Genomic DNA, 26,999 nt, shown 5'->3' on the forward strand with positions numbered 1-26,999 from the left:
CGGCGTGCCCGGCTCACCCGTGCGGGGCGGGGCTCAGTTCCCGGCGGGGCGGACCATCCGCGCGACCTCGGTGTCGGCGAAGTCGCCGAGTCCGTCCAGGTCGGTGGAGGCGCTGACCTCGCGCCAGGCCGCGTCCTCCGCGGCCCGCGCCTCGGTGATCTGCGGGGCGATCCAGGCGGCGTCGGAGCCGAGCAGGAGCCGCACCGGCGGCTCGGGTTCCTCGGTGAGCCGCAGGATGACGGCGGCCATCTTTGCCGGGTCGCCGCGCTGCACGTCGGGGTTGTTGCTGTAGGTACGGGCGAACCTGCCGACCGTCTCCTCGTACTCCGCGTGGATGTCCGGCACCGGCATCGGCGCGGCCGCCCAGGGGGTCCGAATGCCTCCGGGCTCGACCAGGGTGGCGCGGATACCGATGGGGGCGACCTCACGGGCGAGGATCTCGGTGAAGCCGCCCAGCGCCCACTTGGCCGACTGGTAGGCGCCGAGCCCGGGCTGGTTGCGGCGGCCGCCGATGGTGGAGACGTTCACGATGCTGCCGGAACGGCGGGGCCGCATCACCGGGAGCACCGCCCTCACGGTGTTCACCGCGCCGAAGAAGTTGACCTCGACGTTGCGGCGGAACTCGTCCTCGGACATGTCCTCGATCGAGCCGACGCCGCGGGTGCCGGCGCTGTTCACCAGCACGTCGATCGTGCCGAACTCCGCCACCGCGTGGGCGACCGCGCCGCGTACGGCTGCCAGGTCGGTCACGTCCATGGCCCGCACCAGCAGTCGGTCGCGGTGCTCGACGGGAACGGTGACGGCGTCCGGCGCGAGGTCTGTCGCCACCACGTTGTGGCCCGCGGCCAGAGCCGCTTCCACGACCCGACCGCCGAGGCCGCCGGCCGCGCCGGATATCAGAAAGGTCTTGGTCATTGCTTCCTGCCCTCAGTACTCAGGGGCCCCGGTCGCCCGCGAGCCGCGGGCCGCGGGTCCGGCGCCGGTCGGTCCGGCGAGCGTTCCGACCGGTGCCGTGCTCGTGTGTCAGGCCTTCGGGAAGTCCGTGGAACGGCTGACCTCGGCCCACTCGTTGGCCTCGGCGAGGCGGCCTTCCTCGGAGGCGATCGCGATGCCCAGGGCGTCGCTGCCGAGCAGCAGACGGCGCGGCGGCTTCGGGGCCTCGACCGCTTCGATGATCGCCTGGGCCATGCGGGCCGGGTCGCCGGGCTCGTTGCCCGCGTACTCGGCGAAGTTGCCCAGCCAGGCACCGACCGTCTGCTCGTAGTCGGGGGTGATGGGACCGGACGGCTCGGCGGCGCCTGCCGCCCATCCGGTGCGAATGCCGCCCGGCTCGACGATGGTGACCTTCACGCCGAAGGGAGCCACTTCGCTGGCCAGCACCTCGGAGAAGCCCTCCACCGCGAACTTCGCGGTCTGGTAGGCGCTGAGGCCCGGCGTCCCGCCGACGCGGCCGCCGATGGAGGAGATCTGCACGATGTGGCCGGAGCGCTGGCCGCGCATCACCGGAAGCACGGCGCGGGTCACGTTGATCACGCCCCACATGTTGGCGTCGATCTGGGCGCGGAACTCGTCCTCGAGGAAGTCCTCGATGGAACCGCTGGTGGCGTAGCCGGCGTTGTTGACCACGACGTCGATCGAGCCGAAGCGCTCGACCGCGGCGGCCACCACGTCCTTGGCCTGGGCCGGGGAGGTGACGTCCAGGGCGACGGCCGACAGGCGCTCGGGGTACTCGGCCTGGAGGTCGGCCAGGGAGCCGGGCTTGCGGGAGGTCACCACGACCCGGTCGCCGGCATCGAGGGCCGCGAGAACCAGAGCCCTGCCCAGCCCCTGCGAGCCACCGGTGATCAGCCAATTCCGTGACATTGAGTGTTCCTCGTTTCGTCGTTTCGCGCGCCGCCCGATTGGGGCGGCAACTTCACTGTAGACAAAGTCCCTGGAAATGCAACGCTGGTGTTGCATTGAAGTGGTGTACTACATCTCACATTGCAGTTAAGTGGGTATAAGTGCGGCAGAAACATGGACGTCAAGGCGCCCATGCGTGCTCCCTGGCAGCCCCTTCGTGGTCCTGGCGTACGCCCCGGCCGCCGCCGCGGCCCCGCCGGGAGCGGAAGGGGCCGAGGCCGAACGGGGCGGGCAGGGGTGCGCCGGGAGGGGTGGAGCGGCGGGCCGCATGGCTGTCCGCCCGCGGCCGGTGGCTGTCCTACTCGGTGATCGCCCCCGGCAAGCTCGGTGATGTGGACCTGCGCCAGGGCACCGAGGGCCAGAGGTTCCTCGCCGGGGAGCCCGTCGGCACCCAGCTGAAGGACTCGGGCGTCACGCTCCTGGACGCCCTTCCGCGGCGACAACGGAGTGATGACCGTCACCGGAACCTGGACGCTCGGCCAGAACCTGAACGGCTGGGCCCGGGTTTTCGTGCCGACACCGGCGCCCACACCCAGCAGATCCACTCCACCATCCACGGCGAGGCGGGTGGTGACCGGGAGTGTTACCTCAACACCCACTACAGCGCGTCTGGCGGCAGACCTGGTCCGACACCCCCCGGAACGGCTGAACAAAGAAATCCGGCGCCGCACCGACGTGGTCGGCGTCTTCCCCGACCGCACCGCCGTGATCCGCCTGGTCGGCGCGGTCCTGACCGACCAGAACGACGAGCGGACCGAGGCCCGCCGCTACATGGGCCGCGACCTGCCGGCCACGGCCCGGCTCCACCCGATCGAGTCAGATACCGACGACACCGTCCTGCCCACCGCACTCACCGCATGACGTCAAAGAAGAGATCACCGAGTGCCCGGCGATACACCCCTCCAACGGACGTGACCGGGCCGAGTCCGGCAAGGTGGAGAAGAAAGACGCAGCCGAGCTGCGGCGACCGACGACAACGCCGCCAGGCGAGAGCCATCGACCCGCGACGCCGGCCCGCCTATCCGTGTGGCCTCCTACACCGACGACCTCGTGGTCGGCCGGATCGAGTCCGCGGGCGCGGCCGAGGTGAGCAGTGCCGCGTCCAGCAGGATGGCCGCGGCGGCGCGGGCGGTCGTGGCGGCGGAGGGATCACGGTCCATGCGTGCCGCCTGCCCCGCACCGTCGTACAACATGAGGAGCTGGACGGCCAGCGTCCCGGGGTCGGCGCATCCGGCCGCGCCGGCCAGTTCCGCGAACAGGCCGCGCAACCAGACACGGTAGTCGTCGGCGACCTTGCCGACGGCGCTGTCGACAGGCATCTCGGAGGTGGCCCGTGCGAAGGGGCAGCCGTTGTAGCGGGGCTCGGTGGTCGCCTCGCCCAACGCGTCGAAGACGCCGAGCAGCTTCTCGCGCGGGGTACGGAAGCGGGTAAGGGTACGGGCGACCCGGTCCTTCCGGCGCGCGAAGCGCTCTTCGAGGTAGGCGCAGACCAGGCCTTCCTTGCTGCCGAAGCTGTTGTACAGGGAAGCCTTGGCCACCCCGGCACGCTCGATCACCCGGTCGATGCCGACGGTCCGCACGCCTTCGGCGTAGAAGAGCTCATCAGCCGCCTCGAGCAGTCGCTCACGCGCAGACACCTTGGCCGCAGTCTTGATTGACATGGCAAGCACCCTTCCCGCAGACAGGTCTGTTCATTCTACTTCAGGGAAGGGCTCCCTCGACAGCTCCGTTCAGCCGCCCACCGGCGGGGGCGATGACCCATCCGGCCTCAGCATCGGGCGTGCACCTTGATCTGCTCGGCCCCTTCCGTTCGCAGCCGACGACGAGCCGGAGGAGCCTGGCTACTACGACACCCCTGCTCAGGCAGCGGAACGGCTTCAGCAGGGCTCGTGGCTGTCCCATCGGGATGCCGCAGGTTTGCCGGCAGTGCTCGTTCCGCAGGAGGCCGAAGCCGACCCGGCGACGGAAGGGCGGCGGGGATCCGGCCGGAGCACGCGGGCCCTGCGGGTCACCGACCGCCTGACAGGGCGGCGCACCGGAGTGAGCCGCTCTCTCGGGCCTGACGAAGCCCCGCGCCGGCGCTCCGGCCACCGGGGTGCGTGTCGCGCGCCCCATCGCCGTCGCGCCCCCTTCGGCCGGCGCCGCTCCCCGGCCCCCTTGGCCCGTCTCAGACGATGACGGGTCGCGAGCGGCCGCCGCGCCGATCCGTCAGCAGTCCGATCAGGGCCAGCAGCGCCAGGACGATGACGGCAGTGCCGTACTCGCGAGCGGTGACCATCAGGCCGCCCGCGTGGACGACGAGGTAGCCGGCGATCACCGAGGGCAATCCCATGCCCAGATAGGACACCACGTACAGCAGGGACAGCACCCCGGAGCGCTCATGGGCGGCGGTCAGGGGCATCACCGTGCGGATGCCGCCCTGGAAGCCGCCGCCGAAGCCGATGCCGGCGATGACCGAACCGGCGAAGAACAGGGCGAGCGAGCCGTTCTGGACCGAGACCAGGGTCACGGCGACGCCCGCGACGGTGGTGGCGATCCCGGTGAACATGACACCGCGCGCGGGCGCAGAGCGCAGCAGGAGGGTGGTGGCGGCGCCCACCCCTGCGAGGACGGACAGGGCCAGGCCGCCGTATACGGCGGACGTGGAGTGGCTGAGGGTCCGCACGAGCGCCGGGCTCAGGGAGGCGTAGAAGCCCGCCAGCGCCCAGACCGCGATGAGCATGGGGACCGCGGTGAGGACGGCGCGCCGCACGGTTCCGGGCAGCCTGACGTCCGGGACCATCGAGCCGAGCGCTCCCCGCTCGGGTGTGACCGTCTCTCGCATCAGGACCACGCCCAGTGCCTGCAACGCCATCACGGCGGCCAGAACCAGGTAGACCAGGTGCGTCGGGGCGGGCAGGTACTGCACCAGGAAGGCCGACACCAAGGAACCGGCGGCGGTGCCGACACCGGGGGCGAAGGAGTTGGCGACGGTGCCGCGGAGGCGGTCGATGTCCAGCATGCCCGCGCCGACCGCACCCAGCGCCGCACCGGTGGAAAGGCCCTGGATCACGCGGGCGACCATCAGCTCCGGCACCCCGTGGGCTGTCGCGAACACCACCATCGCGGCCACCTGTGCGGCGAGCGACCCGAGCAGCACCGGGCGGCGGCCCAGGTGGTCCGAGAGCCGTCCCATCGTGAGCAGCGCGACCAGGACGGCGATCGCGTAGACGCCGAACACCAGCGTGGTGGTGACCGGTCCGAAGCCCCACTCCGCCTGGTAGACCGCGTACAGCGGGGTGGGGGCGCTCGAGCCGGCCAGGAACGACACGACGATCGAGGCCAGCAGGTAGAAGGCCGCGCGCTGAGGCAGCACGCCCGCGACGCCTCCGCGGCGCTCCGCCGATGCGTGCCGTCCCCGCCCGCCGGGCCGCTTGCCGGCGGGACGCTCGCTACCGCCCGCCGAGCCGGTGCCGGATGCCAGGGTGATGACGCCGTGGTGGTCCTGCGGGGCGGGCTGCATGCGACCATCCTTCTCCAGGTAGACCAGTCTGTTCACTTATCGCCCAACGCCGCCGCGCCGCGTTCTCTTCCCACCCCTCGCACCGGCCCCGCTCGGCGACACCGGCCCGACCGGCGGCGACGGCACGACCGGCGGCGACCCCCGACGCACCCTCGACAGCCTCGACAGCCTCGGCAGCCTCGGCAGCCTCGGCAGCCTCGGCAGCCTCGGCGACAGCATCCGGTGACCACTGATCCCCGAAGACCCGAACTCGCACGCACGTGCCCCCCTCAGCCCCTATGATCACTCCGCTCCCGTGTCCACCAGAGCCGTGCACGACCCGAGACAGGCCCTCCACCATGTCCAGCAAACCCCCCGGATCCCCGTTGATCCTTGCTCGTTGCGCGCAGGCGGCGATAGCCGCGGCCGCCGTCCTGGACGTGTTCCGGGCGGTGGCCGTCCAGAACCGGCGGATCCATCCCTCGGCCGCGACCCTGCACACTTCCGGCTCCGTGTCCCAGATCTTCGTCTATCTGATGACACTCGCGGTCGTGCTCTTCCTCGTGTGGCTGGCCCGGTCCCGGCGCAATGCCCTGGCGCTGGCACCGCAGGCCGCGCTCCCGGGTGGCGGCTGGCTGATCGGGGCCTGGCTGATCCCCGTGGTGAACCTCTTCGTGCCCCGGCGGTTCGTCCTCGGCATCGGGCGCGCGAGCTCACCGGCCTGGAACCCGGGACGCGACTCCGCACTGGTGAACCTCTGGTGGGCGGCCTGGGTCGGGCACGGAATCGCCCTTACGCTCACCACCCAGGCCGCCCCGGGTTCCCGGGCCGCCCTGGCAGTCACCGAAGCGCTCATGCTCGCCGCTGGGGGGCTCCTGTGCCTCGTCATCGAGCGCATCACCACGCTCCAAGGCGCCGCGTTCGCCGCCCCGGCTCCCTCCTCCCCCGTCGCGCAGGCGTGAGGCAGGCTCAACCATGATCGGTTACGACATCGTGCGGGTCTTCTGCGGACCCGACGGCGACGGCGGCGACAGGATCGCCGTCGTACGTGACGGAAGCGCCGTCACCGGCGAGCAGGACCGCGTCGCGTTCGCCCGGCGGTCGGGCTTGACCGCGACCGTGTTCGTCGACGACCCCGAACGGGGTGTCATCGACATCCACTCCGGCGACGGACGGCTGCCCTTCGCCGGCGCCCCCTGCATCGGCGCCGCCTGGTTGCTGGACGCCCCGGAACTGATCACGCCGGCCGGCGTCGTCGGCGTCCGCCTCGACGGCGAGTTCACCTGGCTCGAGGCCCGCCCTTCCTGGGCGCCGCCCCGCACGCTGCGGCAGTATGACTCACCCGGGGAGGTGGACGCGCTGCCCGTGCCGCCGCCCGGGGAGTGGGTCTGCGCCTGGGCCTGGGAGGACGAACCCGCCGGACGCGTCCGCGCCCGGGGCTTCCCGGGCCGCGGCCACGGCGTCGAGGAGGTCGAGGCCACCGGCTCGGCGGCGCTCCTGCTCACCGACCGCCTCCATCGCGCCCTCAACATCTCCCAGGGCCGCGGCTCCCAGGTCCTCACCGCCCCCGGACGGGACGGCCTGGTCGAGCTCGCCGGCCGGGTCCACCTCGAACGCGCCGTTCCCGGCGCCTCCGCCGCCACTCGTCCGGCGATCACCCTCGGCAGCCCGGCATCGCCCCGCCGCCGCATCCATCTGCTCGACCTCTGACCCGCGCCGGGCGGATCCGGCGTCGGTGCGCCCCTCGCCGGACCCCGCCCATGCGGCGACCGCCGAGCCGATCGCCCGCGCCCGCTCCCCCGGAACGGAGGCGACCGCACACGCCACCGGTCACGAACTCGCGGCCCGATGAACGGTGTTGCCGCGAAACCGCGACCGTGGGCCCGTGCGCATAGAGCGCATGTGCCATCTATGATCAAGACGCCTCCGCGCGCCCGCACCACCTGCGGGCGGACCGCGCGCTCCCGAGGTACCGGTGGGTGCGGACGGGGCGGGCCGGGGTCCGTGGGCCGGGACCGGCGGAAGCGGCTCGGGCGCACGGGACGACGACACCATGGGTCAGCGCAGCCGGCGGCGCATGCTGCCGACAGCCCTGTCCACGATCAAGGGAAGCATCGTGAGGGAACGCACCATCACCATCGCCCAGCAGGAGATCGCCTACGCGGAATCCGAGGGCACGGGACGCGCCGTCGTCCTCGTGCACGGCAACTCCTCGTCCTCGCGGGTCTGGCGCCCGCTGCTGGAAGGCCCCTTCGGTCAGCGGTACCGCTGCCTGGCCCTGGATCTGCCGGGCCACGGCAGGTCGGCCCGCCACGAGCGGCCCGAGGACTACTCGATCCGGTCCTACGCGTCGCTTCTCGCCGCTTTCGCGACCGCCCTGGACGCCCGGGACGCCGTGGTCGCCGGATGGAGCCTGGGCGGGCACATCGTGCTCGAGGCCGCGTCCCGCCTGCCCGAGGCCGCCGGGTTCTTCCTCTTCGGCGCCCCGCCCGTCGGCGGCCTCGCCGACTTCGGCAAGGCGTTCCTGCCGAATCCCGCCGTGCAGACGGGCTTCACCGGTGACGTGGACGCCGCGACGGCGTTGTCCTACGCCCAGAGTTTTCTGGCTCCCGGGTCCGACGTCCCGACCGCCGAACTCGTCGCGGACATCCTCGCCACGGACGGCGCGGCCCGTGTGGGCCTGTGGGCCTGCCTGGGGTCGGGCGACTTCACCGACGAGGTCGAGATCGTGTCCCGGCTGGCCCAGCCCCTGGCGGTGGTGCAGGGCGAGGGCGAGCAGCTGGTCAGCCTCGACTATCTCCGCGCGGTCGCCGCGCCCTCGTTGTGGCGCGGCGCGGTGCAGGTCATGACCGGTGCCGGGCACGCGCCGCACGTCGAGGCACCGGCGGACTTCGCCCGCGTGCTGGGCGAGTTCGTCGCCGACGTCACACCATGACGTCACCAGTCCGCCGGGCCGGGAACACGCGCTGAGCTCCGCGGTCGCCGCGGGCCGTGGAGGTAGGGCGCACCGCCCTGACGACGCCGGTCAGACCACGTCCGCGCTGCCCTCGCGGTATACCTTCGCCGAGGCGATCCGGCCGTCGCGGAGCCGGTAGAAGGCGGTGATGGGGCAGGTGCGGCGCTCGCCGTGGTAGGTGAGCGTCTCGGTCATCTCGCAGGCGGCGCGGTCGCCCCCGGTGATCAGGTGGTGGATCTGCAGGGTGGGGAGCAGCCCGCGCATGGCCTCGGCGAAGAGCGCGGTGAGCTCGGCGCGGCCGCTCACCGTCGTGGTGCCGGTGACCCATACGGCGTCGTCGGTGAACCCGGCCATGAGCGCGTGGAGGTCGCGGTCGTTGAAGGCCCGCACGTGTGCGTGTACCACCGCGGTGGCGTCGGTCGGCGTCATGGCTGCAGTCTGCCGCAGGCCCGCGGGCCGGTCGACGCTGACGCCGGAGTCGGACGAGCGAAGGCCACAGCGGTGCGCCGCGCCGGCCGGCGCGGCGGTGACCTCCACGGAAGTCGGGGTGGCCGCGGGTCGGCCGGGTGACCGGCGCGGATCGGCCCCCGTTGGACGGTCCGCGCCGGTCGGCTGACGACGCCGATCAACTCGACCCGGCTCAGGCCGGGTTGTCGCCATGGGTCAGCGTCTCCCAGGCGACGAAGAGGTTGTTGGTGCCGGCCGGGCGCTGGGACTCGGTGAGCGCCTGGGTGTTCGTCATGGCGTAGCCCAGCCGGTTGTGCATCGCGTTGTAGCCGACCTCGGTGACCGGCCCCAGCCCCAGGGTCAGGCGCCCGCCGCACAGCCAGGACGGCACTGCCTCACCCCGCTGGTACTTGGCGTGGAAGCCCAGCGCGTGCCGGAGCCGCTCGCCGACCTGGGGGTAGAGGTCCTCGCCCTGGATGCGGCTGGTCTCCGCGACATGGGCGATCGATGAGATGCCGTAGCCGGTGTGCGTGAAGTCGCGGCATGTCTCCTGGCTCAGACCGGTCACGAAGGTGGACTGCCCCTGCCAGTAGTTGATGATCTCGTCGCGGGTGTCGAGCCCGCTACCCGGCACCGTCTTCGGCAGCGCGCCATCGGTGTCCAGGTAGACGTAGGCGGCGACACGGTTGAGGTAGCGGGTGACCGCCCTGTCGTAGGAGGTGCGGTCGTCGAGGAAGACGGAGATGCCGACGGCGGCCTCCATCATCGTGAGCTCCCAGTTGCCGTTGCTCCTGGAACCGCCCGCGACCTCGGGGAGGTAGACGTCGCGCAGCATGGTGGCGAAGCGGTTCACATTGGGCCAACTGGTGTAGGTGTAGCGGATGATCTCCGCGGCGCGCGGCCACACGGAGCCGGCCCAGCCGGTCTGCAGTGGGGCGTTGCTGTTGGTGTGGTCGGCGATGGTGGCCGACCAGGCGTCCATCAACTGGATCGCCTTCTGCGCGTACCTGGCGTCGCGGGTGATGTACCAGGCCAGGGCGTTGGTGTAGGCCGCGATCGCGTCCTCGCGCTCGTCGGTGCAGCCGTTGTTGGGGTTGGAGTAGGAACCGCACTCGACGATGGCGCGCGGCTTGGGGGCGCGACTGCGAGGCGTACCGCGACGCCATCATCTGGTCGTACGCACCCTTCCACGGCTGGGCTCCGGCCTGCACCTTGCCGCGGACGAAGTCGAGTTGGGCGCGGCTGACCAGGACGCCGGGGTGGCTGAAGGCGGCCGGCGCGGCCTCGGCACGGCCGCCGCCGGGCAGGGCGGTCAGGAGGGCGGCGACCAGCGCCGCGACGAGGGCGATGACGCCCTTGGTGAGGTGACCTCGTGCTCTCAGGGGCATGGGGGGACGCCTTCCCAGGAGACGGCGCGTTCACAAGCGTGAATGATGGGTGCCCTTGTGAACATGGCGATGAAGAAACGACGGTAGGACTAGACCAATGCCCCGTCAAGCCTCCCTGCACACACGGCCGATGACCCGTGACGGCGCGACGCAGGTCCCGCCGTGCCGCCAGGGGGCCGGGCGCGTGACGTCCCGCTGAGGCGCGGGCCCCGCCCGCGCGCCTTGGAGTCGTCCCCGCCTGAGCGAGCGCACCCACGACCCCCGCGTCCGGAGGCGGGACACCCGCCGTGGACCTGGCCGCCACCGGCCGCGTCCTCACCCAGGTCACCGAGCGCGCCCACGCGGAACTCGCGGCGCCGACCGCGCGACCACGCAGGCCCGTACGGCAGGCCGCGCGGCGCCGCCGCCCTCGGCGCCCGCCCGGCGACGCCGGTCCCGCGGCCCCGAAGCGGCACCCCAGGCGGCGATCGGGTGAACCGGCGGCCGGGCCGCACCCCCGGTCGCCCTCCGGACGGGCATCATCGCTGGAGGCCGGGGCCGGTGCTTCCCCCTCCCCGATCGTGCCGGGCGGCCCGGGAGGTCGTCATGCACATCCTGCTCATGGCGTCGGCGTTCAACAGCCTGACGCAGCGCGCCTACGCGGAACTCGGCGAGCTCGGCCACACCGTCGCCGTGGAGGTGACCCCGGACGCCGACGCCATGCGCACGGCCGTCGCCCGCCACGAGCCGGAACTCGTCGTCGCGCCCATGCTCACGACGGCGATCCCCGCGGACGTCCGGGCCGCCCGGACCTGCCTGATCGTGCACCCCGGCCCGCCCGGTGACCGCGGCCCGTCCTCGCTCGACCGCGCCGTGCAGGAGGGCGCCGCGGTCTGGGGCGTGACGGTGTTGCAGGCCGAGGAGGAGATGGACGCGGGCCCGGTGTGGGCCTCGGTGGACTGCGCGGTGCCGCCCGTCGGCAAGAGCGACCTGTACCGGGGCGAGGTGTCGGACGCGGCGATGGAGGCCGTCCTGCTGGCCGTCGACCGGTTCGCCTCGGGCGCGTACGTCCCCAGACAGCAGGACGACCCGGCGCTCAGGGCGGTCGTGAGCGTCCGGCCCCCGCTCCGGCAGGACGAGCGGCGCATCGACTGGACCGCCGACCCGACCGCGACCGTGCTGCGCAAGCTACGCGCCGCAGACTCCAGGCCTGGCGTCCTGGACGAACTCCTCGGCGCCCCGTGGTTCCTGCACGGCGGCCACCCCGAGGACCGGCTGCGCGGCGCACCCGGAAGACTGCTGGCCACCCGCTCGGGCGCGGTGTGCCGGGCCACCCGCGACGGCGCGGTGTGGATCCCCCGTCTGCGGCCCCGCCCCGCTCCGGACGGCCCGCCCACGTTCGCGCTGCCCGCCGTCACCGCTCTCGGCGACCGCCTGCCGCCGCTGCCGGAGGACCCGCTGCCCCCGGAGTCCGCCGGCGACCGGGACACCTGGGCCGACATCCGCTACCGCGAGGAAGGCACGGCAGGCGTCCTGTCGTTCACCTTCCCGGGCGGCGCCATGTCCGCCGCCGACAGCCGCCGGCTCCTCGCGGCGTACCGCCACGCCTGCACACGGCCCACCTCGGTGCTGGTGCTGGGCGGCACCCGGGACGTGTTCTCCAACGGCATCGACCTCAAGACCATCGAGGCCGCCGCCGATCCGGGCGCCGAGTCCTGGGCCGCCATCACCGCCATCGACGACCTGGTCGAGGCCGTCCTCACCACCACCGACCGCCTGGTGGTCGCCGCACTCGGCGGCAACGCGGGCGCGGGCGGCGTGATGCTCGCCCTGGCCGCGGACGAGGTCTGGTGCCGCCAGGGCGCGGTGCTCAACCCGCACTACCGGCTGATGGGCCTGTACGGCTCGGAGTACTGGACGTACACCCTGCCCCGCCGGGTCGGCCCCGCCACGGCCGCACGCCTGACGGAGCAGGCCCTTCCGGTCGGCGCGGCCGCCGCCCTGCGGATCGGCCTGGTGGACCGGCTGCTGATGTGCGGCCCGCAGGAATTCGGCGCCGACGTCGCCCGCCTCGCGGCCCGCCTGGCCCGCTCGGCCGGGATCCAGTCCAGGATCGCCGCCAAGAAGGCGGAGGCGGACCGCCGTGAGGCAGAGCGCCCCCTGGCACACCATCGCGCGACGGAACTCGCCCGCATGCGCGAGGCCTTCTTCGACCCCGGTTCCCCCTACCACGCGCTGCGCTCCGCCTTCGTGCACCGCCGCGCGCCCGCCGGCACCCCGCCCCACCTGCGCGCCGCACCGGACGCCACCTGCCCGTGAGCACGCACCGCCCGGTCGGGTCTTCAGGGGGCCGTCTCAAGGACACGCTTCTCCGAGTCGCGACCACCAGGACCCACCCGCCGTCAGCCGGCTCCGCCTCCAGCCGGTCAACCGGCTCGAAGTCCTGCCCGCCGGCCGCCACTTCACCGACCCCGACCTCATCGTCGCGGGCAGCACCTGGACCCTCCCGGCAAGGACGAGCACACGCGCGGAGGCAGGCCTGCAGCACGGCGACCGGAGCCGAGCTCGCGTGACCGTCCGGCCACACGTCGCCGACTGCGCGGCGGCCGCTGTCGATGCCGATGACGTGTCTTCCTCGCTCACCCAGTGCGCCCTCCTACGCCGCCACCCACCCTCGGAGGGCCTCCGCCACCGCCCGCACATTCAGGGCGTCCCGGTCGATGCGTGCCGCAAGCTCCGCCGCCTCCTTCGCGCCGACCGTCACGATCGCCCCGCTCGCCGTCAGGTACGCCGCCGCGACCACAGCACCGAACAGCTCATTCGCGTGCTCCAGCGCCGGCACCCGGATGAGCTGGTGCATCAGCGCGGCCGCACGATGGTGCGCCTCCGCGTACACCGGGGTGTCCATCACCTTGTCCGCGTGTCTCGCCACCGCGGCCGCCATCGACCCGAAGTCGGTCACGTCGGGGTCACCGGGCATGTTCCGGTGGGTGAGGTCCAGCAGCCACGCCCGGTCGATGTGGACGATCACGCGGCGGCCCCGGCATCGTCTCCGGCCTTGGGGTGCCCGAACTGCTCGGCGAAGGTGTCGCCCCAGGCATCGGCGAAGTGCGCGCCCGCGCCGAGGAACCGGTGCCGCAGATCGTTCGCCTCGTCCGCGAGAACCTGCCGGGCGTATTCCGTCACGCTCATACCGGCGGCCGCCGCGCGCGCCTCGATCCCGGCGGCCGTCTCCGCGTCCACCCGCACATTGATCTGCCTCTGGCTGCTCATGCGCCCACAGTAGCGGCTGGTACGCGCCGCTACATGGGCTTTCGGCGGGTGCTCTCCCCGTGCTGGACGCACCACTGCCAAGCTCGCTGCGTCTCCCCGGCACAGCCTCGCGTTCCGCCGGCCTCACGCCCGGCCGACCGGTGACCGCGCGGTGCGGAGCACCCCCGGCCGGGAACGGCGGCCCGACAGCGACGCCGTACCGGCGGAAAGAGAGCAGCAGGCCGACCGGCGAGACCCGCGATCGCGGTGCGGTCACCGTATTGGCCCTCTTCGACGTCCCGTCCCGGCGAGCCACTCGCTATGAAGGGGAATAGATGCCTTTATGTGGCATTTGTCGCTCGATGAGGAGGCATCCCGATGGGTGCGACTGCTTCGACCCAGAACGACGCCACGCGGACCCCGGCAGCCGGAGACGAGGAAGCCCCGATCCACATCCTCTGGATCAACGCGGGGCTGAGTTGCGACGGCGACTCGGTGTCGCTGACCGCCGCGACGTTGCCCAGCATCGAGGAGATCGCCCTGGGCGGCCTTCCCGGCCTCCCCAAGGTCCAGGTGCACTGGCCGCTGATCGACTTCGAGTGCGGTCCGGTCGGGGGCGCCGACACCTTCATCGAGTGGTTCTTCAAGGCCGAACGAGGCGAGATCGAGCCGTTCGTCCTGGTCGTCGAGGGGTCCATCCCCAATGAGGCGATCAAGGCGGAGGGCTACTGGTGCGGCTTCGGCGACGACCCCGAGACCGGTCAGCCGATCACCACCAGCGAGTGGATCGACCGTCTCGCGCCCAAGGCCCTGGCCGTGGTCGCCATCGGCACCTGCGCCACCTACGGCGGCATCCACGCCATGGAGGGCAACCCGACCGGCGCCATGGGCGTGCCGGACTACCTGGGCTGGGACTGGAAGTCGAAGGCGGGCATCCCGATCGTCTGCGTGCCCGGCTGCCCGATCCAGCCCGACAACTTCGCCGAGACGCTGACGTACCTGCTCTACCAGGCGGCCGGCTCAGCGCCGATGATCCCGCTCGACGACAAGCTGCGCCCGGCGTGGCTGTTCGCCGCGACCGTGCACGAGACCTGCGACCGCGCGGGCTACTACGAGCAGGGCCAGTTCGCCGACCGCTACGACTCGCCGCAGTGCCTGGTCAAGATCGGCTGCTGGGGCCCGGTCGTCAAGTGCAACGTGCCCAAGCGCGGCTGGATGGACGGCATCGGCGGCTGTCCCAACGTCGGCGGCATCTGCATCGCCTGCACCATGCCCGGGTTCCCGGACATGTTCATGCCGTTCATGGACGAGCCGCCCGGCGCGCGGCTGTCCAGCGCCGCCAGCGGCGCGTACGGCGCGGCGATCCGGCGGCTGCGCTCCATCACGGCCAGGACCGTGGACAAGGAGCCCAAGTGGCGCCACACCGGCCGGAAGCTCACCACCGGCTACAAGGCTCCCTGGTGAGCCCATGGCACCGCCCAGGCCGCTGACACCCACCTCCCCCGCTTGACGAAGGGCACGCACACACCATGGCTCCGAAGACGAGGACGGCCGGAGACGGCAGCGGCCTGATGGAGATGTCCTGGGATCCGATCACCCGGATCGTGGGCAGCCTCGGCATCCACACGAAGATCGACTTCAAGCAGAAGCGCGTCGCGGAGTGCTACAGCACCTCGTCGGTCTTCCGCGGCTACAGCGTCTTCATGCGGGGCAAGGACCCCCGCGACGCGCACTTCATCACCAGCCGCATCTGCGGCATCTGCGGCGACAACCACGCCACCTGCTCGGTCTACACGCAGAACATGGCGTACGGGGTGAAGCCGCCGCACCTCGGCGAGTGGATCATCAACCTCGGCGAGGCCGCGGAGTTCATGTTCGACCACAACATCTTCCAGGAGAACCTGGTCGGGGTCGACTACTGCGAGAAGATGGTCCGCGAGACCAATCCGGGTGTCATGGAGCAGGCCGACCGCACCGAGGCCCCGCACGCCGCCGACCACGGCTACCGCACCATCGGCGACATCATGCGCTCGCTCAACCCGCTCGAGGGCGAGTTCTACCGCGAGGCGCTGCAGGTCAGCCGCTACACCCGCGAGATGTTCTGCCTGATGGAGGGCCGGCACGTCCACCCCTCCACCCTCTACGCGGGCGGTGTCGGCACCATCGCGTCGGTGCAGCTGTTCACCGACTACCTCACCCGCCTGATGCGGTATGTGGAGTTCATGAAGCGCGTCGTGCCGCTCCACGACGACCTCTTCGACTTCTTCTACGAGGCCATGCCGGGCTACGAGGAGGTCGGCCGCCGCCGCGTCATGCTGGGCTGCTGGGGCGCGTTCAACGACCCGGATCACTGCGACTTCACCTACGCCAACATGACCGACTGGGGACGGAGGATGTTCGTCTCCCCCGGCATCGTGGTGGACGGGAAACTGGTCACCAACGACCTCACGCAGATCAACCTGGGCATCCGCATCCTGCTGGGCAGCTCCTACTACCAGGACTGGGAGGGCCAGCAGCAGTTCGTCACCCACGACCCGCTCGGCAACGCCGTCGACCCGCGGCACCCCTGGAACCAGCACACCATCCCCGCGCCGCAGAAGCGCGACTTCGGCGACAAGTACAGCTGGGTGATGTCGCCGCGCTGGTTCGACGGCAAGGACCACCTGGCGCTGGACACCGGCGGCGGCCCGCTCGCCCGGTTGTGGTCGACCGCCCTCAACGGCCTGGTCGACCTGGGCTATGTGAAGGCCACCGGCCACAGCGTGGTCATCAACCTGCCCCGGACGCTCACCAAGCCGGAGACCACCCTCGAGTGGAAGATCCCGCAGTGGAGCAACGCCCTGGAGCGCAACCGGGCCCGCACCTACTTCCAGGCCTACGCCGCCGCCTGCGCCCTGCACTTCGCCGAGAAGGGTCTGGAGGAGGTCCGCGCGGGCCGCACCCAGACGTGGGAGAAGTTCGAGGTCCCGGACGAGAGCATCGGCGTCGGCTTCACCGAGGCGGTGCGCGGTGTGCTCTCGCACCACATGGTCATCCGCGACGGCAAGATCGCCAACTACCACCCGTACCCGCCGACCCCGTGGAACGCCAGCGTCCGCGACAGCTACGGCACCCCGGGCCCGTATGAGGACGCGGTGCAGAACACGCCGATCTTCGAGGAGAACCCGCCGGAGAACTTCAAGGGCATCGACATCATGCGGGCCGTGCGCAGCTTCGACCCGTGTCTGCCGTGCGGCGTGCACATGTACGTCGGCGGCGGGCGCACCGTGGAGAAGCTCCACGTCCCCACCGGCCTGAGCGGTATGGCCGGATGAGCGCCGAGCAGACGGCGCGGCGCGTCGAGGAGATCCTCGACGCGTTCGCGGCCACTGGCGACGACGAGACGGCGCGCGCCGCGGAGGAACTGGTGCGCACCCTCATGGAGTTCTACGGCGCGGGCCTGACCCGCGCGGTCTCGCTGCTGAAGAACGGGGCGGCCGACCCGCTCGCCGTGCTGATGGCCGACGAGATGGTGGCGGGGCTGCTGACCCTGCACGACCTGCACCCCGAGGACACCCTCACCCGGGTCGGGCGCGCCGTGGAGGCGGCCCGTGCCGGCGCGACGGTGGGCATCGAGCACTTCGACCCGGAGACCGGCACGCTGCGGCTGAGTGCCCGCGAGGACGGCGGCTGCGGCTGCCCCAGCACCATGGACGCCACCCGGCAGCGCATCGAGGCCGCGCTGTCCTGCTTCGCCCCGGAGGTGGCGGTGGTCGAGATGCCGCGCTCCGGTCCGGCGGCGGGAGAGCCCGCGCTGCTGCAGATCGGCGACCGTCCGCCGGGGGCGCCGTGAGCGGGCGGGCCCGCGGAACAGGACTGCGCCGCTTCGTCACGCCCCGGCAGCCCGCGCCCGAGCGCTGCGAGCTGTGCGGGGTGGAGCTGACGGGCCCGCACCGGCATCTGGTCGACACCGGCAACCGCGCGCTGGCCTGCGCCTGCGTCCCGTGCGCGCTGCTGTTCGAACGGCCCGGGGCGGGCGGCGGGCGTTTCGCCTCGGTGCCCGACCGGGTGCTGAGCGACCCGGGCTCGGTGCCCGACGCGGCCTCATGGCAGCGGCTGCGCATCCCCGTCTCGGTCGCCTTCTTCTTCCACAACTCGGCGCTCGACCGGCCCGTGGTCCTCTACCCGAGCCCGGCCGGCGCCACCGAGAGCGAGGTCGACCCCGACACCTGGCGGGCCGTATTCGGCGGCTCGCCGCTGGCCGACGCGCTGCGACCGGACGTGGAGGCGCTGCTGGTCCGCCGGGACCGCGACGGCGGCGGAGACGACAGCGGCGGCACGGGTGGCTCCGGCGAGTGCTTCCTCCTCCCGGTCGACCGGGCCTATGAGCTGGTGGGCCGGCTCCGTCTGAACTGGCAGGGATTCGACGGCGGTTCCGGCGCCCGCGCCGAGTTGGCCGCCTTCTTCGACGACGTGAGAGAGCGGGCCGCCTCGGCGCCGCGGGAGGGGTTGCCGACGTGACCGAGCTGGACTTCGGCTGCACGGGGGTACGGGCCGATCCGTACGCCGCCGGACCGACGCTGGTCTTCCGGCTGCGGATCACCGCGCACGGCGGGGAGCGGGTGCACGCCCTCGCGCTGCGCTGCCAGTTGCGCATCGAGCCGGCGCAGCGGGCGTACGGCCACACGGAGGAGCGGGGTCTTCGTGACCTGTTCGGCGGGCGCGAGCGGTGGGGCAGCACGCTGCAGCCGCTGCAGTTCGCGCAGGTGGCGCTGATGGTGCCGGGCTTCACCGGGGAGACCGAGGTGGACCTGCCGGTGCCGTGCACCTACGACATGGACGTCGCCTCGACGAAGTACTTCGAGTCCCTGGAGGACGGTGAGGCGCCGTTGCTCCTGCTCTTCTCCGGCACGGCCTTCGCCGGGCCCGGCGGCTTCCAGGTGCGGCCGGTGCCCTGGGACAAGGAGGCCGTGTGCCGCATGCCGGTGGCCGTGTGGCGCGAGGCGATCGACGCCCACTTCCCCGGGTGCGGCTGGATCCGGCTCCCCCGCGCCGCGCTGGAGTCGCTGCGCTCCTTCCGCAGCGCGCACGCCCTGCCCTCGTGGGAGGCGACCGTCGACGCCCTGCTCGCCCGCGCCGCGGCTACGGCCGGGGGTACGCGGTGACGGCCGCCGAGGATCGTTTCGCGACCGCCCGCCAGGCGGCCGACGCCGTGCTGTTCGAGGGCTATGTGCTCTATCCGTACCGGGCGTCCGCGGCGAAGAACCGGATGCGCTGGCAGTTCGGGGTGCTCATGCCCCCGGCGTGGGCGGCAGCGTCCGGCGAACCCGTCCTGCAGCGGACCCAGATCCTCATGGAGCCGCGCGCCGACGCCGTGCTCCACGCGGAGTTGCGCTTCCTGCACGCCCAGCGGCGCACGGTGGAACGGATGCTGCTCGACGGCGAGTTCGAGCCGACCGACGAGCTCCGGTTGCCCGACCGGGTGCTGGTGCCCTGGGACGAGGGCGTGGAGGAACGCGTCGACGTGTCCGTCGACATCGCGGCGCTCACCGCGCAGGACGTCGTCCTGCCCTTCACCGTCCCGGCGACGGAGGACACCGAGCTCCTGACCGACGCCTACGGCCTCACCGCCGGGCGCGTCATGCGCCGCCGGGCCCCTCTCGAGGGCGTCCTGCGGATCTCCGCGGAGGAACTGCCCGGCCCCTACCGGGTGCTGCGGCTGACCGCGGTCGCCGAGAACACCGGGGGCGCCGTCGCAGCCTGCCGGGAGGAGGCGCTGCCGCACGCGCTGGTCTCGGCCCATCTGATGCTCGGGCTGACCGCGGGCTATTTCGTGTCGATGACCGACCCGCCGGAGTGGGCGAAGGCCGCCGTCGCCGAGTGCCGCAACGAGAACACCTGGCCGGTGCTGGCGGGGGACGACGCCGCGGCGAACGTGGTGCTGTCCTCCCCCATCATCCTCGAGGACCATCCGCGGATCGCACCGGAGAGCCCGGGCGCGCTCTACGACGCCACCGAGATCGACGAGATCCTGGCCCTGCGAACCGCCGCCCTCACCGACGAGGAGAAGCTGCAGGCGCGCGGCACCGACGACCGCGCCGCGGCGGTGATCGACCTCGCCGACTCGATGCCGCCGGAGGTGATGGAGCGTCTGCACGGCGCGGTGCGCGGGCGGCGCGCGGTCGCCACCGCGCAGACGCCCTCCGGCGCGGTGCCCGAGACCCCCTGGTGGGACCCGGGCGCCGACGGCTCGGCCGACCCGCTCCGGGACCGCGCCCTGGTCGGCGGCACCTGGGTGTCGGCCGGCAGCCGGGTCGTGCTGCGCCCCGGACTGCGGCGCACCGACGCGCAGGACCTCTTCCTGCAGGGGCGCAGCGCCCAGGTGGAGGCCGTACTGCACGACGTGGACGGCGGGGTCCACCTCGCGGTCACCGTCGACGGCGACCCCGGCGCGGAGATCCGGCGCGAGCAGGGCCGCTTCCTCTACTTCCAGCCGGACGAACTCGCACCCCTGGAGGACATATGAGCGCCGGAGGCGTGCTCGTCGCGGGCATCGGCAACATCTTCCTCGGCGACGACGGTTTCGGTGTGGAGGTGGTGCGCCGGCTGTCGCGGCAGCCGCTGCCCGACGGCGTCCGCGTCACCGACACCGGCGTACGGGGCGTGCACCTGGCGTACCAGCTCCTCGACGGGTACCGCAGCGTCGTCCTGGTCGACGCCGTGGCGCGCGGCGGCGCCCCCGGCACACTGCACGTCATCGAGACGCCGCCGCCGGGCGCGGACGGCCCGGGCGACCTCCTCGTCGACGGGCACCGGATGACCCCGGACACCGTGCTGGCGCTGCTCGACACCCTCAGCGCCGGAACGGGCGCCCCCAAGCCCTCGCGGGTCCTGGTGGTGGGCTGCGAGCCGGCCTGCCTGGAGGAAGGCATCGGCCTGAGCGCCCCCGTCGCCGCCGCGGTGGACGAGGCCGTGCGCCTGGTGCTGCGGGTCGTCGGCGAGGAGTGCGGCCGGCCCGCGGACCCGCACACGGTGGCCTGAGCGGCCGCCGCGGCAGCGGAACCCGGACATCGCAAACCAGCGACGAGCAGAAAGGAGCACCCCGCCATGTGGAAGATCGCCCTGGGCGTGGTGGGCGCGGCCGTGGCCGCCCTCGCCGTGTCGCGCGTCCTGCCGGACGTCAAGCGCTACCTGCACATCCGGTCGATGTGAGGCCGAACGGGTAGGCCGTCGCCGGCCCGGCGGCGTGGCGGTCCGGGGCCCCCGGCCGGCGGGCCTTCAATGGAGCCGCGTGAGCCGCCGGCACCGCACGCCGGACCGCCCGCCGGCCACCGGCAGCCGGGGTCCGGCCGGCCCCGCACACCGGAGAAGAGACCGATGCACGAGATGTCCATCGCAGTGGCGGTGGTGGAGCAGGTCGAGGAGGCCGCCGCCCGGCTCGCTGACGACACGGGTGCGGTTCCCCGTGCACAGTCCGTCCATCTGGAGGTCGGGGAACTCGCCGGAGTCGTGGCGGACGCCCTGCTCTTCAGCTTCGACCTCGCCTGCGCCGGCACCGTGCTGGAGGGCGCGGCCCTCACCACCGACACCGTCGCGGGCCGGGCCGGCTGCACGCGCTGCGCACGGGTCTGGCCCACCGGCATGCCCCCGCGGCTGAGCTGCCCGGGCTGTGACGGCGCGGCGACCGAGCTGCTGTCCGGCCGCGAACTGCGGATCACCGAGGTGCGGTGGGCCGAGCGGAGCCGGCCGGCCGCCCCACTCCCCGAGGAGCGCTGAGAGCCATGTGCAAGGTGACCGATCTGCGCCAGTCCGTGCTCGCCAGGAACGACCGCGGCGCTCAGGCACTGCGGCAGGAACTGGCCGCCCGCGGGACCGTGATGGTGAATCTGCTATCGAGCCCCGGCAGCGGCAAGACGGCGCTGCTGGAGTCGGAACTGGGGCTGGCCCGGCTGCGGGGGGTACCCGTCGCGGCACTCACCGCCGACCTCGCCACCGAGAACGACGCGACCCGGCTGGCCCGCTCCGGCGCGCCTGTGCGGCAGGTGCTCACCGACGGGCTGTGCCACCTGGAGTCCGCGATGGTGCGCGCACACGTCGACACCTGGCTGCCGGAGGGCACCCGCCTGCTGTTCGTGGAGAACGTCGGCAACCTCGTCTGCCCCGCCTCGTACGACCTCGGGGAGTCGCTGCGCGTCGTGCTGGCCTCGGTCACCGAGGGCGAGGACAAGCCGCTGAAGTACCCCACGGCCTTCGGCCTGGCGCATCTGGTGGTCGTGACGAAGTACGACATCGCCGAGGCTGTCGGCTTCGACGAGGCGGCCTTCCGCGGGGCCGTGGCCCAGGTCAACCCGGGTGTGGAGGTGGTGCTCACGTCCTCGCGGGCCGGCGAGGGCGCGGGTGTGCTGCTGGAGCGGGCGCTGGCCGTCCACGCGGGAGCACCCGTGCACCGCCCGGTAATGGCGCGTACCGCGGTGGCCGACGGCCACGGGCAGGCCCACGGACACGGGGACGCGCACGATACAGAGCACGGACACGGGCATGCACACCCGCAGGAGCACCGGCACCCGCACGCGCGCCCGCACGGGGACGTCGTCGACCCCACCCGCTCTCCGGGCCACACGAACTGATGCCGGCTCAGCCGGAGTCCGCGGCCCCGAGCGCGCAACGCCGCCAGGTGCTGGTCCAGGGGGTCGTGCAAGGGGTCGGCTTCCGGCCGTTCGTGTTCGGACTCGCCCGTGAGCTGGGGCTCGCGGGCCATGTCGGCAACACCGGCGACGGGGTGGTCGCCGAGGTCGAGGGCACGCCCGCCGCCGTCGCGGCCTTCTGCGACCGGCTGCGGTCGGAGGCGCCGCCGCTGGCGGTGGTGGAGTCGGTGTCCCACCGCCCGCTCCCCCCGGCGGGCGGCACGGACTTCACCATCAGCGCCTCGCGCCCCGGTGGAGCGTCCTCCCGCACCCTGGTCTCCCCCGACACGGCCACCTGCGAAGCGTGCCTGGCCGAGTTGCGCGACCCCGCCGACCGCCGCCACCGGCACCCGTTCATCACCTGCACGCACTGCGGCCCCCGCTTCACCATCGTCACCGGCCTGCCGTACGACCGCCCCCACACCACGATGGCCCGCTTCCCGATGTGCGCGAGGTGCCGGGCCGAGTACGAGGATCCCGCCGACCGCCGATTCCACGCGCAGCCGATCTCCTGCCACGACTGCGGTCCCCGCCTGCGGCTCGTCCTGCCCGGCGCGGAACGTGCCGGGCAGGAGGGGGATCCGGTCGCGCGGGCGCGGCGGCTGCTGGCGGCGGGCGCCGTCGTCGCGGTGAAGGGCCTGGGCGGCTACCACCTGGCCTGCGACGCGGACAACGAGGAGAGCGTGCGGCTGCTGCGGCGGCGCAAGGGCCGGGGCGACAAACCGTTCGCCCTGATGGCGCGGGAGCTCGCGGACGTCGAGCGGCTGGCCCACCTGGAACCGGCGGAGCGGACGTTGCTGACCGGCGCCCGCCGGCCGATCGTCCTGCTGCGGCGCCGCGCGGGGGCGCGCGACGTGGCGGAGGCGGTGGCGCCGCGGGTGGCCGATCTCGGGTTGATGCTGCCGTACACGCCCGTCCACCATCTGCTGCTGGGGCTGCCGGGCGATCCCCCGGGGCCCCGGCTGCTGGTGATGACCAGCGGCAACCTGGGCGGGGAGCCCATCGTCACCGACGACGAGGAGGCGCTGGAGCGGCTGGCGGGCCTGGCCGACGCGTGGCTGGCGCACGACCGGCCCATCCACGTGCCGTGCGACGACTCGGTGGTGCGGATCTGCGACGGGGAGGAACTGCCCGTGCGCCGCTCACGCGGCTACGCCCCCTTCCCGGTGCCGCTGCCCGTGCCCGTCCGGCCGGCGCTCGCCGTGGGCGGCGACCTGAAGAACACCTTCTGCGTGGGAGAGGGCCGGCACGCCTGGCTGTCGGCCCACGTCGGCGACATGGACGACCTGGCGACCCTGAGCGCGTTCACCGCCGCCGAACGCCAATTGGAGCAGATCACCGGGGTCAGGCCGGCGCTGCTCGCCGCGGACCGGCACCCCGGCTACCGCTCGGTGGGCTGGGCGCGGCGCGCCGCGGGCGACCGGCCGCTGCGGCAGGTGCAGCACCACCACGCGCACGTCGCGGCGGCGATGGCCGAGGCGGGGCTGGACGGCACGAGCCCGGTGATCGGGGTCGCCTTCGACGGCACCGGATACGGCGACGACGGCGCGGTGTGGGGCGGCGAGTTCCTGCTGGCCGACTACGACGGCTTCCGGCGGCCCGCGCACCTGGCGTATGTGCCGCTGCCCGGCGGGGACGCGGCGGTACGCCGCCCCTACCGTATGGCGCTGGCTCATCTGCGGGCGGCCGGTCTGCCGTGGTCGCCCGGCCTGCCGTGCGCGGACGCCTGCCCGAAGGCCGAACGCGTGATTCTGGCAGCTCAGTTGGAGCGCGGACTGCACTGCGTCCCGACGTCGAGCATGGGCCGGCTCTTCGACGCCGTCGCCTCCCTGGCGGGCGTGTGCCACGAGGCCGGTTACGAGGCGCAGGCGGCCGTCGAGCTGGAGGCCGCGGCCGTGGCGGCGGGCGGGCTGCCCGCCGGGGGCTACGCCTTCGCGCTGCGCTCCGGGGCCGGCGCCGCCGGGGCCACCGCCTGCGACCCCGGGCCGGTGCTGGCCGCTGTCGTCGCCGACCTGGCCGCGGGAGTGCCCGCCGGGGTGATCGCCGGGCGCTTCCACCGGGCGGTGGCCGACCTGGTCGTCGGTGTGTGCGCCGCCCTGCGGGAACGCGAGGGCGTCTCGACGGTGGTGCTCAGCGGCGGTGTCCTCGCCAACGCGCCGCTGTCCTCCGCGTGCGCGCGCGATCTGCGCGCCGACGGGTTCACGGTGCTGCGGCACCGGCTCGTGCCGCCCAACGACGGCGGTCTGGCGCTCGGCCAGCTCGTCGTCGCGGCCCGCGGCGGCCGCCCGACCCCCCACCCACAGCGAGGAGACAGCTGATGTGCCTGGCGGTACCCGGCAAGGTGCTGGAGATCGAGGATCGTGACGGCACCAGGATGGCGACCGTCGACTTCGGCGGCGTGGTGAAGGACGTGTGCCTGGAGTACCTGCCCGACCTGCGGGTCGGCGAGTACGCCATCGTCCACGTCGGCTTCGCGCTGCAGCGGCTCGACGAGGAGTCGGCGCGGCAGACGCTCGCCCTCTTCGGCGATCTCGGGCTGCTGGAGGAGGAGTTCGGCGACGCCTGGCAGCAGGCGTCGGCCGAGGCGGGAACGACGGCGGAGGCGGAGCGGTGAAGTACATCGACGAGTTCCAGGACCCGGAGCTGGCGCGGAGACTGCTGGACGACATCCACGCGACGGTGACCAGGCCCTGGGCGCTGATGGAGGTGTGCGGCGGCCAGACCCACACCATCATCCGGCACGGCATCGACCAGCTCCTGCCGAAGGAGGTGGAACTCATCCACGGCCCCGGCTGCCCCGTCTGCGTGACCCCGCTGGAGGTCATCGACAAGGCGCTGGAGATCGCCTCCCGCCCCGGGGTGGTCTTCTGCTCCTTCGGCGACATGCTGCGCGTCCCCGGCACCGGGCGCGACCTGTTCGGCGTCCGCGGCGAGGGCGGTGACGTGCGCGTCGTCTACTCGCCGCTCGACGCGCTGCGGATCGCCCGGGAGAACCCGGACCGGCAGGTCGTCTTCTTCGGCATCGGCTTCGAGACCACCGCCCCGCCCAACGCGATGACGGTGTACCAGGCGCGCAAGCTCGGCATCGGCAACTTCAGCATGCTGGTCTCCCACGTCCGCGTCCCCCCGGCCATCGAGGCCATCATGCGCTCGTCGGACTGCCGCGTGCAGGGTTTCCTGGCGGCCGGTCATGTCTGCAGCGTGATGGGGACGGAGGAGTACCCGCCATTGGCGGACGGCTTCGGTGTGCCCATCGTCGTCACGGGCTTCGAGCCGCTGGACATCCTGGAGGGCGTACGGCGCGCGGTGCGGCAGTTGGAGCGCGGTGAGTTCCGGGTGGAGAACGCCTACCCGCGCGCCGTCCGCCCGGAGGGCAACCCCGCGGCCAAGGCGATGCTCGCGGACGTCTTCGAGGTCACCGACCGCGCCTGGCGCGGGATCGGCGTCATCCCCGACAGCGGTTGGCGGCTGTCGGAGCGCTACCGGGAGTACGACGCCGAGCACCGGTTCTCCGTCACCGGCATCACCACGAGGGAACCGGCGGCCTGCCGCAGCGGCGAGGTGCTGCAGGGGCTGATCAAGCCGCACCAGTGCGAGGCGTTCGGCGGTGCCTGCACCCCGCGCACCCCGCTGGGCGCCACGATGGTCTCCAGCGAGGGGGCCTGTGCCGCGTACTACCTCTACCGCCGGCTCGGCGGGACGACCACACCCTTGGAGGCGAGCCCCGTTGGCTGACAGCGTCGACATCGCGAGGACCCCCGCGGCCCCGGACTTCTCCGGCTGGACCTGCCCGGTGCCGCTGCGCGACCAGCCGCGGGTGGTGATGGGCCACGGCGGCGGGGGCGTGCTGTCTGCGGAACTCGTTCGGCACGTCTTCGCCCCGGCCTTCGGCGGCGAGGCGCTGTCGGCGCTCGCCGACTCGGCGACCGTGACGCTGGGCGGGGCCCGGATCGCGTTCTCCACCGACTCGTACGTGGTGCGGCCACTGTTCTTCCCCGGCGGCAGCATCGGCGACCTCGCCGTCAACGGCACCGTCAACGACCTGGCCATGAGCGGGGCCAGGGCCGCTTTCCTCTCCTGCGGCTTCATCCTGGAGGAGGGCGTGGAGATGCCGGTGGTGGCCCGGGTCGCCGAGGCGCTCGGCGCGGCCGCGCGCACCGCGGGGGTGGAGGTCGTCACCGGGGACACCAAGGTGGTCGAGGCCGGTCACGGGGACGGGTTGTACATCAACACCGCGGGCATCGGGCTGGTCCCCGAGGGGGTCGACATCCGTCCGCAGCGGGCCGCGCCGGGTGACGTCGTCATCGTCAGCGGGGAAATCGGGGCGCACGGCGTCGCCGTGATGAGTGTGCGCGAGGGCCTGGAGTTCGGGGTCGAGATCACGAGCGACACGGCGGCGCTCGGCGGCCTGGTCGAGGCGGTGCTGCGCGTCACGAAGGACGTGCACGTGCTGCGTGACCCCACGCGCGGCGGTCTCGCCGCCGCCCTGAACGAGATCGCGGCCGCCTCGGGCGTCGGCGTGGCCCTGCAGGAGCGGGCGGTGCCCGTGCCGCCCGCGGTCGCCAACGCCTGCGCGGTGCTGGGTCTGGACCCGATGTACGTCGCGAACGAGGGCAGGCTCGTGGCCTTCGTGCCCCGCGCGGTGGCCGACGAGGTGCTGGCCGCGATGCGCGCGCACCCCCTGGGGGCCGACGCGACCGTCATCGGCGAGTGCGTGGCGGAGCACGCGGGCATGGTCGTCGCCCGTACGGGCCTGGGCGGGACGCGCGTGGTGGACCTGCCGCTGGGCGAGCAGCTGCCCCGTATCTGCTGACGCTCCCGCCACGCGGGCACCCTGGCCGGGCGGGGGCGGGTGCCGTCCCCGCCCGGCCCTCCCCTGCGTTTTGTGTTGCCGGGTCGTCGCGGGCTCCTCGCGCCGCCGGAGACCGGGG

General features: G+C 73.0%; 25 protein-coding genes and 2 pseudogenes. 19 read left to right on the forward strand and 8 right to left on the reverse strand.

What is annotated here, in order from left to right; genetic code table 11:
• Positions 1 to 33: 33 nt before the first annotated feature.
• Together AC3ET4_RS13805 and AC3ET4_RS13810 are read right to left on the reverse strand one after the other, a co-directional pair.
• Positions 34 to 915 (reverse strand): SDR family NAD(P)-dependent oxidoreductase, encoded by an 882-nt coding sequence (locus AC3ET4_RS13805; protein ID WP_431949029.1) that lies wholly within the window; start codon positions 913 to 915, stop codon positions 34 to 36.
• A gap of 108 nt (positions 916 to 1,023) precedes the next feature.
• Complete coding sequence (locus tag AC3ET4_RS13810; RefSeq protein ID WP_431949030.1) at positions 1,024 to 1,863, reverse strand: oxidoreductase; 840 nt, start codon at positions 1,861 to 1,863, stop codon at positions 1,024 to 1,026.
• A 640-nt stretch (positions 1,864 to 2,503) separates the two neighbouring features.
• Here AC3ET4_RS13810 and AC3ET4_RS13815 point away from each other — a divergent pair.
• A pseudogene (locus AC3ET4_RS13815) lies at positions 2,504 to 2,763 on the forward strand (transposase); the annotation flags it as partial.
• A gap of 173 nt (positions 2,764 to 2,936) precedes the next feature.
• On the opposite strand, the gene AC3ET4_RS13820 reads toward AC3ET4_RS13815, so the two are convergent.
• Together AC3ET4_RS13820 and AC3ET4_RS13825 are read right to left on the reverse strand one after the other, a co-directional pair.
• On the reverse strand, positions 2,937 to 3,563 hold the full coding sequence (locus tag AC3ET4_RS13820; protein ID WP_431949031.1) for a TetR/AcrR family transcriptional regulator: 627 nt from the start codon (positions 3,561 to 3,563) through the stop codon (positions 2,937 to 2,939).
• A gap of 506 nt (positions 3,564 to 4,069) precedes the next feature.
• Positions 4,070 to 5,404, reverse strand: coding sequence for an MFS transporter (locus tag AC3ET4_RS13825; protein WP_431949032.1), 1,335 nt, complete (start codon positions 5,402 to 5,404; stop codon positions 4,070 to 4,072).
• 338 nt (positions 5,405 to 5,742) lie between these two features.
• Here AC3ET4_RS13825 and AC3ET4_RS13830 point away from each other — a divergent pair, with 338 nt between their 5' ends.
• The 3 genes from AC3ET4_RS13830 to AC3ET4_RS13840 all read left to right on the forward strand — a co-directional run bounded on the left by AC3ET4_RS13830 (position 5,743) and on the right by AC3ET4_RS13840 (position 8,318).
• Positions 5,743 to 6,345: a DUF4328 domain-containing protein gene (locus AC3ET4_RS13830; protein ID WP_431949033.1), complete on the forward strand. Its 603-nt coding sequence runs from the start codon at positions 5,743 to 5,745 to the stop codon at positions 6,343 to 6,345.
• Positions 6,346 to 6,358: 13 nt separating this feature from the next.
• Complete coding sequence (locus tag AC3ET4_RS13835; protein WP_431949034.1) at positions 6,359 to 7,093, forward strand: PhzF family phenazine biosynthesis protein; 735 nt, start codon at positions 6,359 to 6,361, stop codon at positions 7,091 to 7,093.
• A 343-nt stretch (positions 7,094 to 7,436) separates the two neighbouring features.
• The gene (locus AC3ET4_RS13840) at positions 7,437 to 8,318 is read left to right on the forward strand and encodes an alpha/beta fold hydrolase (protein ID WP_431949035.1); all 882 of its coding nucleotides are present in this window, start codon (positions 7,437 to 7,439) and stop codon (positions 8,316 to 8,318) included.
• A gap of 90 nt (positions 8,319 to 8,408) precedes the next feature.
• Here the strand turns inward: AC3ET4_RS13840 and AC3ET4_RS13845 are convergent, their stop codons facing one another.
• Both AC3ET4_RS13845 and AC3ET4_RS13850 read right to left on the reverse strand, forming a co-directional pair.
• Complete coding sequence (locus AC3ET4_RS13845) at positions 8,409 to 8,768, reverse strand: nuclear transport factor 2 family protein (RefSeq protein ID WP_431949036.1); 360 nt, start codon at positions 8,766 to 8,768, stop codon at positions 8,409 to 8,411.
• Between the two features lie 211 nt (positions 8,769 to 8,979).
• A pseudogene (locus tag AC3ET4_RS13850) lies at positions 8,980 to 10,174 on the reverse strand (alginate lyase family protein).
• 585 nt (positions 10,175 to 10,759) lie between these two features.
• Here AC3ET4_RS13850 and AC3ET4_RS13855 point away from each other — a divergent pair.
• On the forward strand, positions 10,760 to 12,472 hold the full coding sequence (locus AC3ET4_RS13855) for a hydrogenase maturation protein (protein ID WP_431949037.1): 1,713 nt from the start codon (positions 10,760 to 10,762) through the stop codon (positions 12,470 to 12,472).
• A gap of 337 nt (positions 12,473 to 12,809) precedes the next feature.
• Here the strand turns inward: AC3ET4_RS13855 and AC3ET4_RS13860 are convergent, their stop codons facing one another.
• A complete protein-coding gene (locus AC3ET4_RS13860; protein WP_431949038.1) occupies positions 12,810 to 13,184 on the reverse strand; it encodes a fic family toxin-antitoxin system, toxin component in 375 nt (124 codons plus the stop codon).
• On the reverse strand, positions 13,181 to 13,426 hold the full coding sequence (locus AC3ET4_RS13865; protein ID WP_431949039.1) for a plasmid mobilization protein: 246 nt from the start codon (positions 13,424 to 13,426) through the stop codon (positions 13,181 to 13,183). The genes AC3ET4_RS13860 and AC3ET4_RS13865 overlap by 4 nt, the downstream gene beginning before the upstream one ends.
• A gap of 357 nt (positions 13,427 to 13,783) precedes the next feature.
• On the opposite strand from AC3ET4_RS13865, the gene AC3ET4_RS13870 reads away from it, so the two are divergent.
• The 14 genes from AC3ET4_RS13870 (at position 13,784) to hypE (ending at position 26,881) form a co-directional block, all read left to right on the forward strand.
• Positions 13,784 to 14,869 (forward strand): NADH-quinone oxidoreductase subunit B family protein, encoded by a 1,086-nt coding sequence (locus AC3ET4_RS13870; protein ID WP_431949040.1) that lies wholly within the window; start codon positions 13,784 to 13,786, stop codon positions 14,867 to 14,869.
• A 65-nt stretch (positions 14,870 to 14,934) separates the two neighbouring features.
• Entirely contained in the window at positions 14,935 to 16,719 is a 1,785-nt protein-coding gene (locus AC3ET4_RS13875) for a nickel-dependent hydrogenase large subunit (protein WP_431949041.1), read from the forward strand.
• The gene (locus AC3ET4_RS13880) at positions 16,716 to 17,237 is read left to right on the forward strand and encodes a hypothetical protein (protein WP_431949042.1); all 522 of its coding nucleotides are present in this window, start codon (positions 16,716 to 16,718) and stop codon (positions 17,235 to 17,237) included. Before AC3ET4_RS13875 ends, AC3ET4_RS13880 begins: the two co-directional genes overlap by 4 nt.
• The gene (locus tag AC3ET4_RS13885) at positions 17,234 to 17,905 is read left to right on the forward strand and encodes a DUF5947 family protein (RefSeq protein ID WP_431949043.1); all 672 of its coding nucleotides are present in this window, start codon (positions 17,234 to 17,236) and stop codon (positions 17,903 to 17,905) included. Before AC3ET4_RS13880 ends, AC3ET4_RS13885 begins: the two co-directional genes overlap by 4 nt.
• Entirely contained in the window at positions 17,902 to 18,549 is a 648-nt protein-coding gene (locus tag AC3ET4_RS13890) for a DUF6084 family protein (RefSeq protein ID WP_431949044.1), read from the forward strand. Before AC3ET4_RS13885 ends, AC3ET4_RS13890 begins: the two co-directional genes overlap by 4 nt.
• Positions 18,546 to 19,910: a hypothetical protein gene (locus AC3ET4_RS13895; protein WP_431949045.1), complete on the forward strand. Its 1,365-nt coding sequence runs from the start codon at positions 18,546 to 18,548 to the stop codon at positions 19,908 to 19,910. The genes AC3ET4_RS13890 and AC3ET4_RS13895 overlap by 4 nt, the downstream gene beginning before the upstream one ends.
• Positions 19,907 to 20,425 carry a hydrogenase maturation protease gene (locus AC3ET4_RS13900; RefSeq protein ID WP_431949046.1) on the forward strand — a complete coding sequence of 173 codons (519 nt, stop codon included), beginning with the start codon at positions 19,907 to 19,909 and terminating at the stop codon, positions 20,423 to 20,425. Before AC3ET4_RS13895 ends, AC3ET4_RS13900 begins: the two co-directional genes overlap by 4 nt.
• A 66-nt stretch (positions 20,426 to 20,491) precedes the next feature.
• Positions 20,492 to 20,596 carry a DUF6893 family small protein gene (locus tag AC3ET4_RS13905; RefSeq protein ID WP_431949047.1) on the forward strand — a complete coding sequence of 35 codons (105 nt, stop codon included), beginning with the start codon at positions 20,492 to 20,494 and terminating at the stop codon, positions 20,594 to 20,596.
• 165 nt (positions 20,597 to 20,761) lie between these two features.
• Complete coding sequence (locus AC3ET4_RS13910; RefSeq protein ID WP_431949048.1) at positions 20,762 to 21,160, forward strand: hydrogenase maturation nickel metallochaperone HypA/HybF; 399 nt, start codon at positions 20,762 to 20,764, stop codon at positions 21,158 to 21,160.
• A gap of 5 nt (positions 21,161 to 21,165) precedes the next feature.
• Positions 21,166 to 22,011, forward strand: a complete 846-nt coding sequence (gene hypB, locus AC3ET4_RS13915; RefSeq protein ID WP_431949049.1) for a hydrogenase nickel incorporation protein HypB — start codon at positions 21,166 to 21,168, stop codon at positions 22,009 to 22,011.
• Entirely contained in the window at positions 22,011 to 24,386 is a 2,376-nt protein-coding gene (hypF, locus tag AC3ET4_RS13920; protein ID WP_431949050.1) for a carbamoyltransferase HypF, read from the forward strand. The genes hypB and hypF overlap by 1 nt, the downstream gene beginning before the upstream one ends.
• Positions 24,386 to 24,682 carry a HypC/HybG/HupF family hydrogenase formation chaperone gene (locus AC3ET4_RS13925; RefSeq protein WP_431949051.1) on the forward strand — a complete coding sequence of 99 codons (297 nt, stop codon included), beginning with the start codon at positions 24,386 to 24,388 and terminating at the stop codon, positions 24,680 to 24,682. The genes hypF and AC3ET4_RS13925 overlap by 1 nt, the downstream gene beginning before the upstream one ends.
• On the forward strand, positions 24,679 to 25,803 hold the full coding sequence (gene hypD, locus AC3ET4_RS13930) for a hydrogenase formation protein HypD (protein ID WP_431949052.1): 1,125 nt from the start codon (positions 24,679 to 24,681) through the stop codon (positions 25,801 to 25,803). The genes AC3ET4_RS13925 and hypD overlap by 4 nt, the downstream gene beginning before the upstream one ends.
• Positions 25,796 to 26,881 carry a hydrogenase expression/formation protein HypE gene (hypE, locus tag AC3ET4_RS13935; protein ID WP_431949053.1) on the forward strand — a complete coding sequence of 362 codons (1,086 nt, stop codon included), beginning with the start codon at positions 25,796 to 25,798 and terminating at the stop codon, positions 26,879 to 26,881. The genes hypD and hypE overlap by 8 nt, the downstream gene beginning before the upstream one ends.
• The last annotated feature ends 118 nt before the right edge of the window (positions 26,882 to 26,999 follow it).

The sequence above is a fragment of the Actinacidiphila sp. bgisy167 genome (assembly GCF_057707665.1).

Coding starts and splice junctions, on each gene's coding strand:
- AC3ET4_RS13805 (WP_431949029.1), bottom strand. CDS start 915: ATGACCAAGACCTTTCTGATATCCGGCGCGGCCGGCGGCCTCGGCGGT.
- AC3ET4_RS13810 (WP_431949030.1), bottom strand. CDS start 1,863: ATGTCACGGAATTGGCTGATCACCGGTGGCTCGCAGGGGCTGGGCAGG.
- AC3ET4_RS13820 (WP_431949031.1), bottom strand. CDS start 3,563: ATGTCAATCAAGACTGCGGCCAAGGTGTCTGCGCGTGAGCGACTGCTC.
- AC3ET4_RS13825 (WP_431949032.1), bottom strand. CDS start 5,404: ATGCAGCCCGCCCCGCAGGACCACCACGGCGTCATCACCCTGGCATCC.
- AC3ET4_RS13830 (WP_431949033.1), top strand. CDS start 5,743: ATGTCCAGCAAACCCCCCGGATCCCCGTTGATCCTTGCTCGTTGCGCG.
- AC3ET4_RS13835 (WP_431949034.1), top strand. CDS start 6,359: ATGATCGGTTACGACATCGTGCGGGTCTTCTGCGGACCCGACGGCGAC.
- AC3ET4_RS13840 (WP_431949035.1), top strand. CDS start 7,437: ATGGGTCAGCGCAGCCGGCGGCGCATGCTGCCGACAGCCCTGTCCACG.
- AC3ET4_RS13845 (WP_431949036.1), bottom strand. CDS start 8,768: ATGACGCCGACCGACGCCACCGCGGTGGTACACGCACACGTGCGGGCC.
- AC3ET4_RS13855 (WP_431949037.1), top strand. CDS start 10,760: ATGCACATCCTGCTCATGGCGTCGGCGTTCAACAGCCTGACGCAGCGC.
- AC3ET4_RS13865 (WP_431949039.1), bottom strand. CDS start 13,426: ATGAGCAGCCAGAGGCAGATCAATGTGCGGGTGGACGCGGAGACGGCC.
- AC3ET4_RS13870 (WP_431949040.1), top strand. CDS start 13,784: ATGGGTGCGACTGCTTCGACCCAGAACGACGCCACGCGGACCCCGGCA.
- AC3ET4_RS13875 (WP_431949041.1), top strand. CDS start 14,935: ATGGCTCCGAAGACGAGGACGGCCGGAGACGGCAGCGGCCTGATGGAG.
- AC3ET4_RS13880 (WP_431949042.1), top strand. CDS start 16,716: ATGAGCGCCGAGCAGACGGCGCGGCGCGTCGAGGAGATCCTCGACGCG.
- AC3ET4_RS13900 (WP_431949046.1), top strand. CDS start 19,907: ATGAGCGCCGGAGGCGTGCTCGTCGCGGGCATCGGCAACATCTTCCTC.
- AC3ET4_RS13905 (WP_431949047.1), top strand. CDS start 20,492: ATGTGGAAGATCGCCCTGGGCGTGGTGGGCGCGGCCGTGGCCGCCCTC.
- AC3ET4_RS13910 (WP_431949048.1), top strand. CDS start 20,762: ATGCACGAGATGTCCATCGCAGTGGCGGTGGTGGAGCAGGTCGAGGAG.
- hypB (WP_431949049.1), top strand. CDS start 21,166: ATGTGCAAGGTGACCGATCTGCGCCAGTCCGTGCTCGCCAGGAACGAC.
- hypF (WP_431949050.1), top strand. CDS start 22,011: ATGCCGGCTCAGCCGGAGTCCGCGGCCCCGAGCGCGCAACGCCGCCAG.
- AC3ET4_RS13925 (WP_431949051.1), top strand. CDS start 24,386: ATGTGCCTGGCGGTACCCGGCAAGGTGCTGGAGATCGAGGATCGTGAC.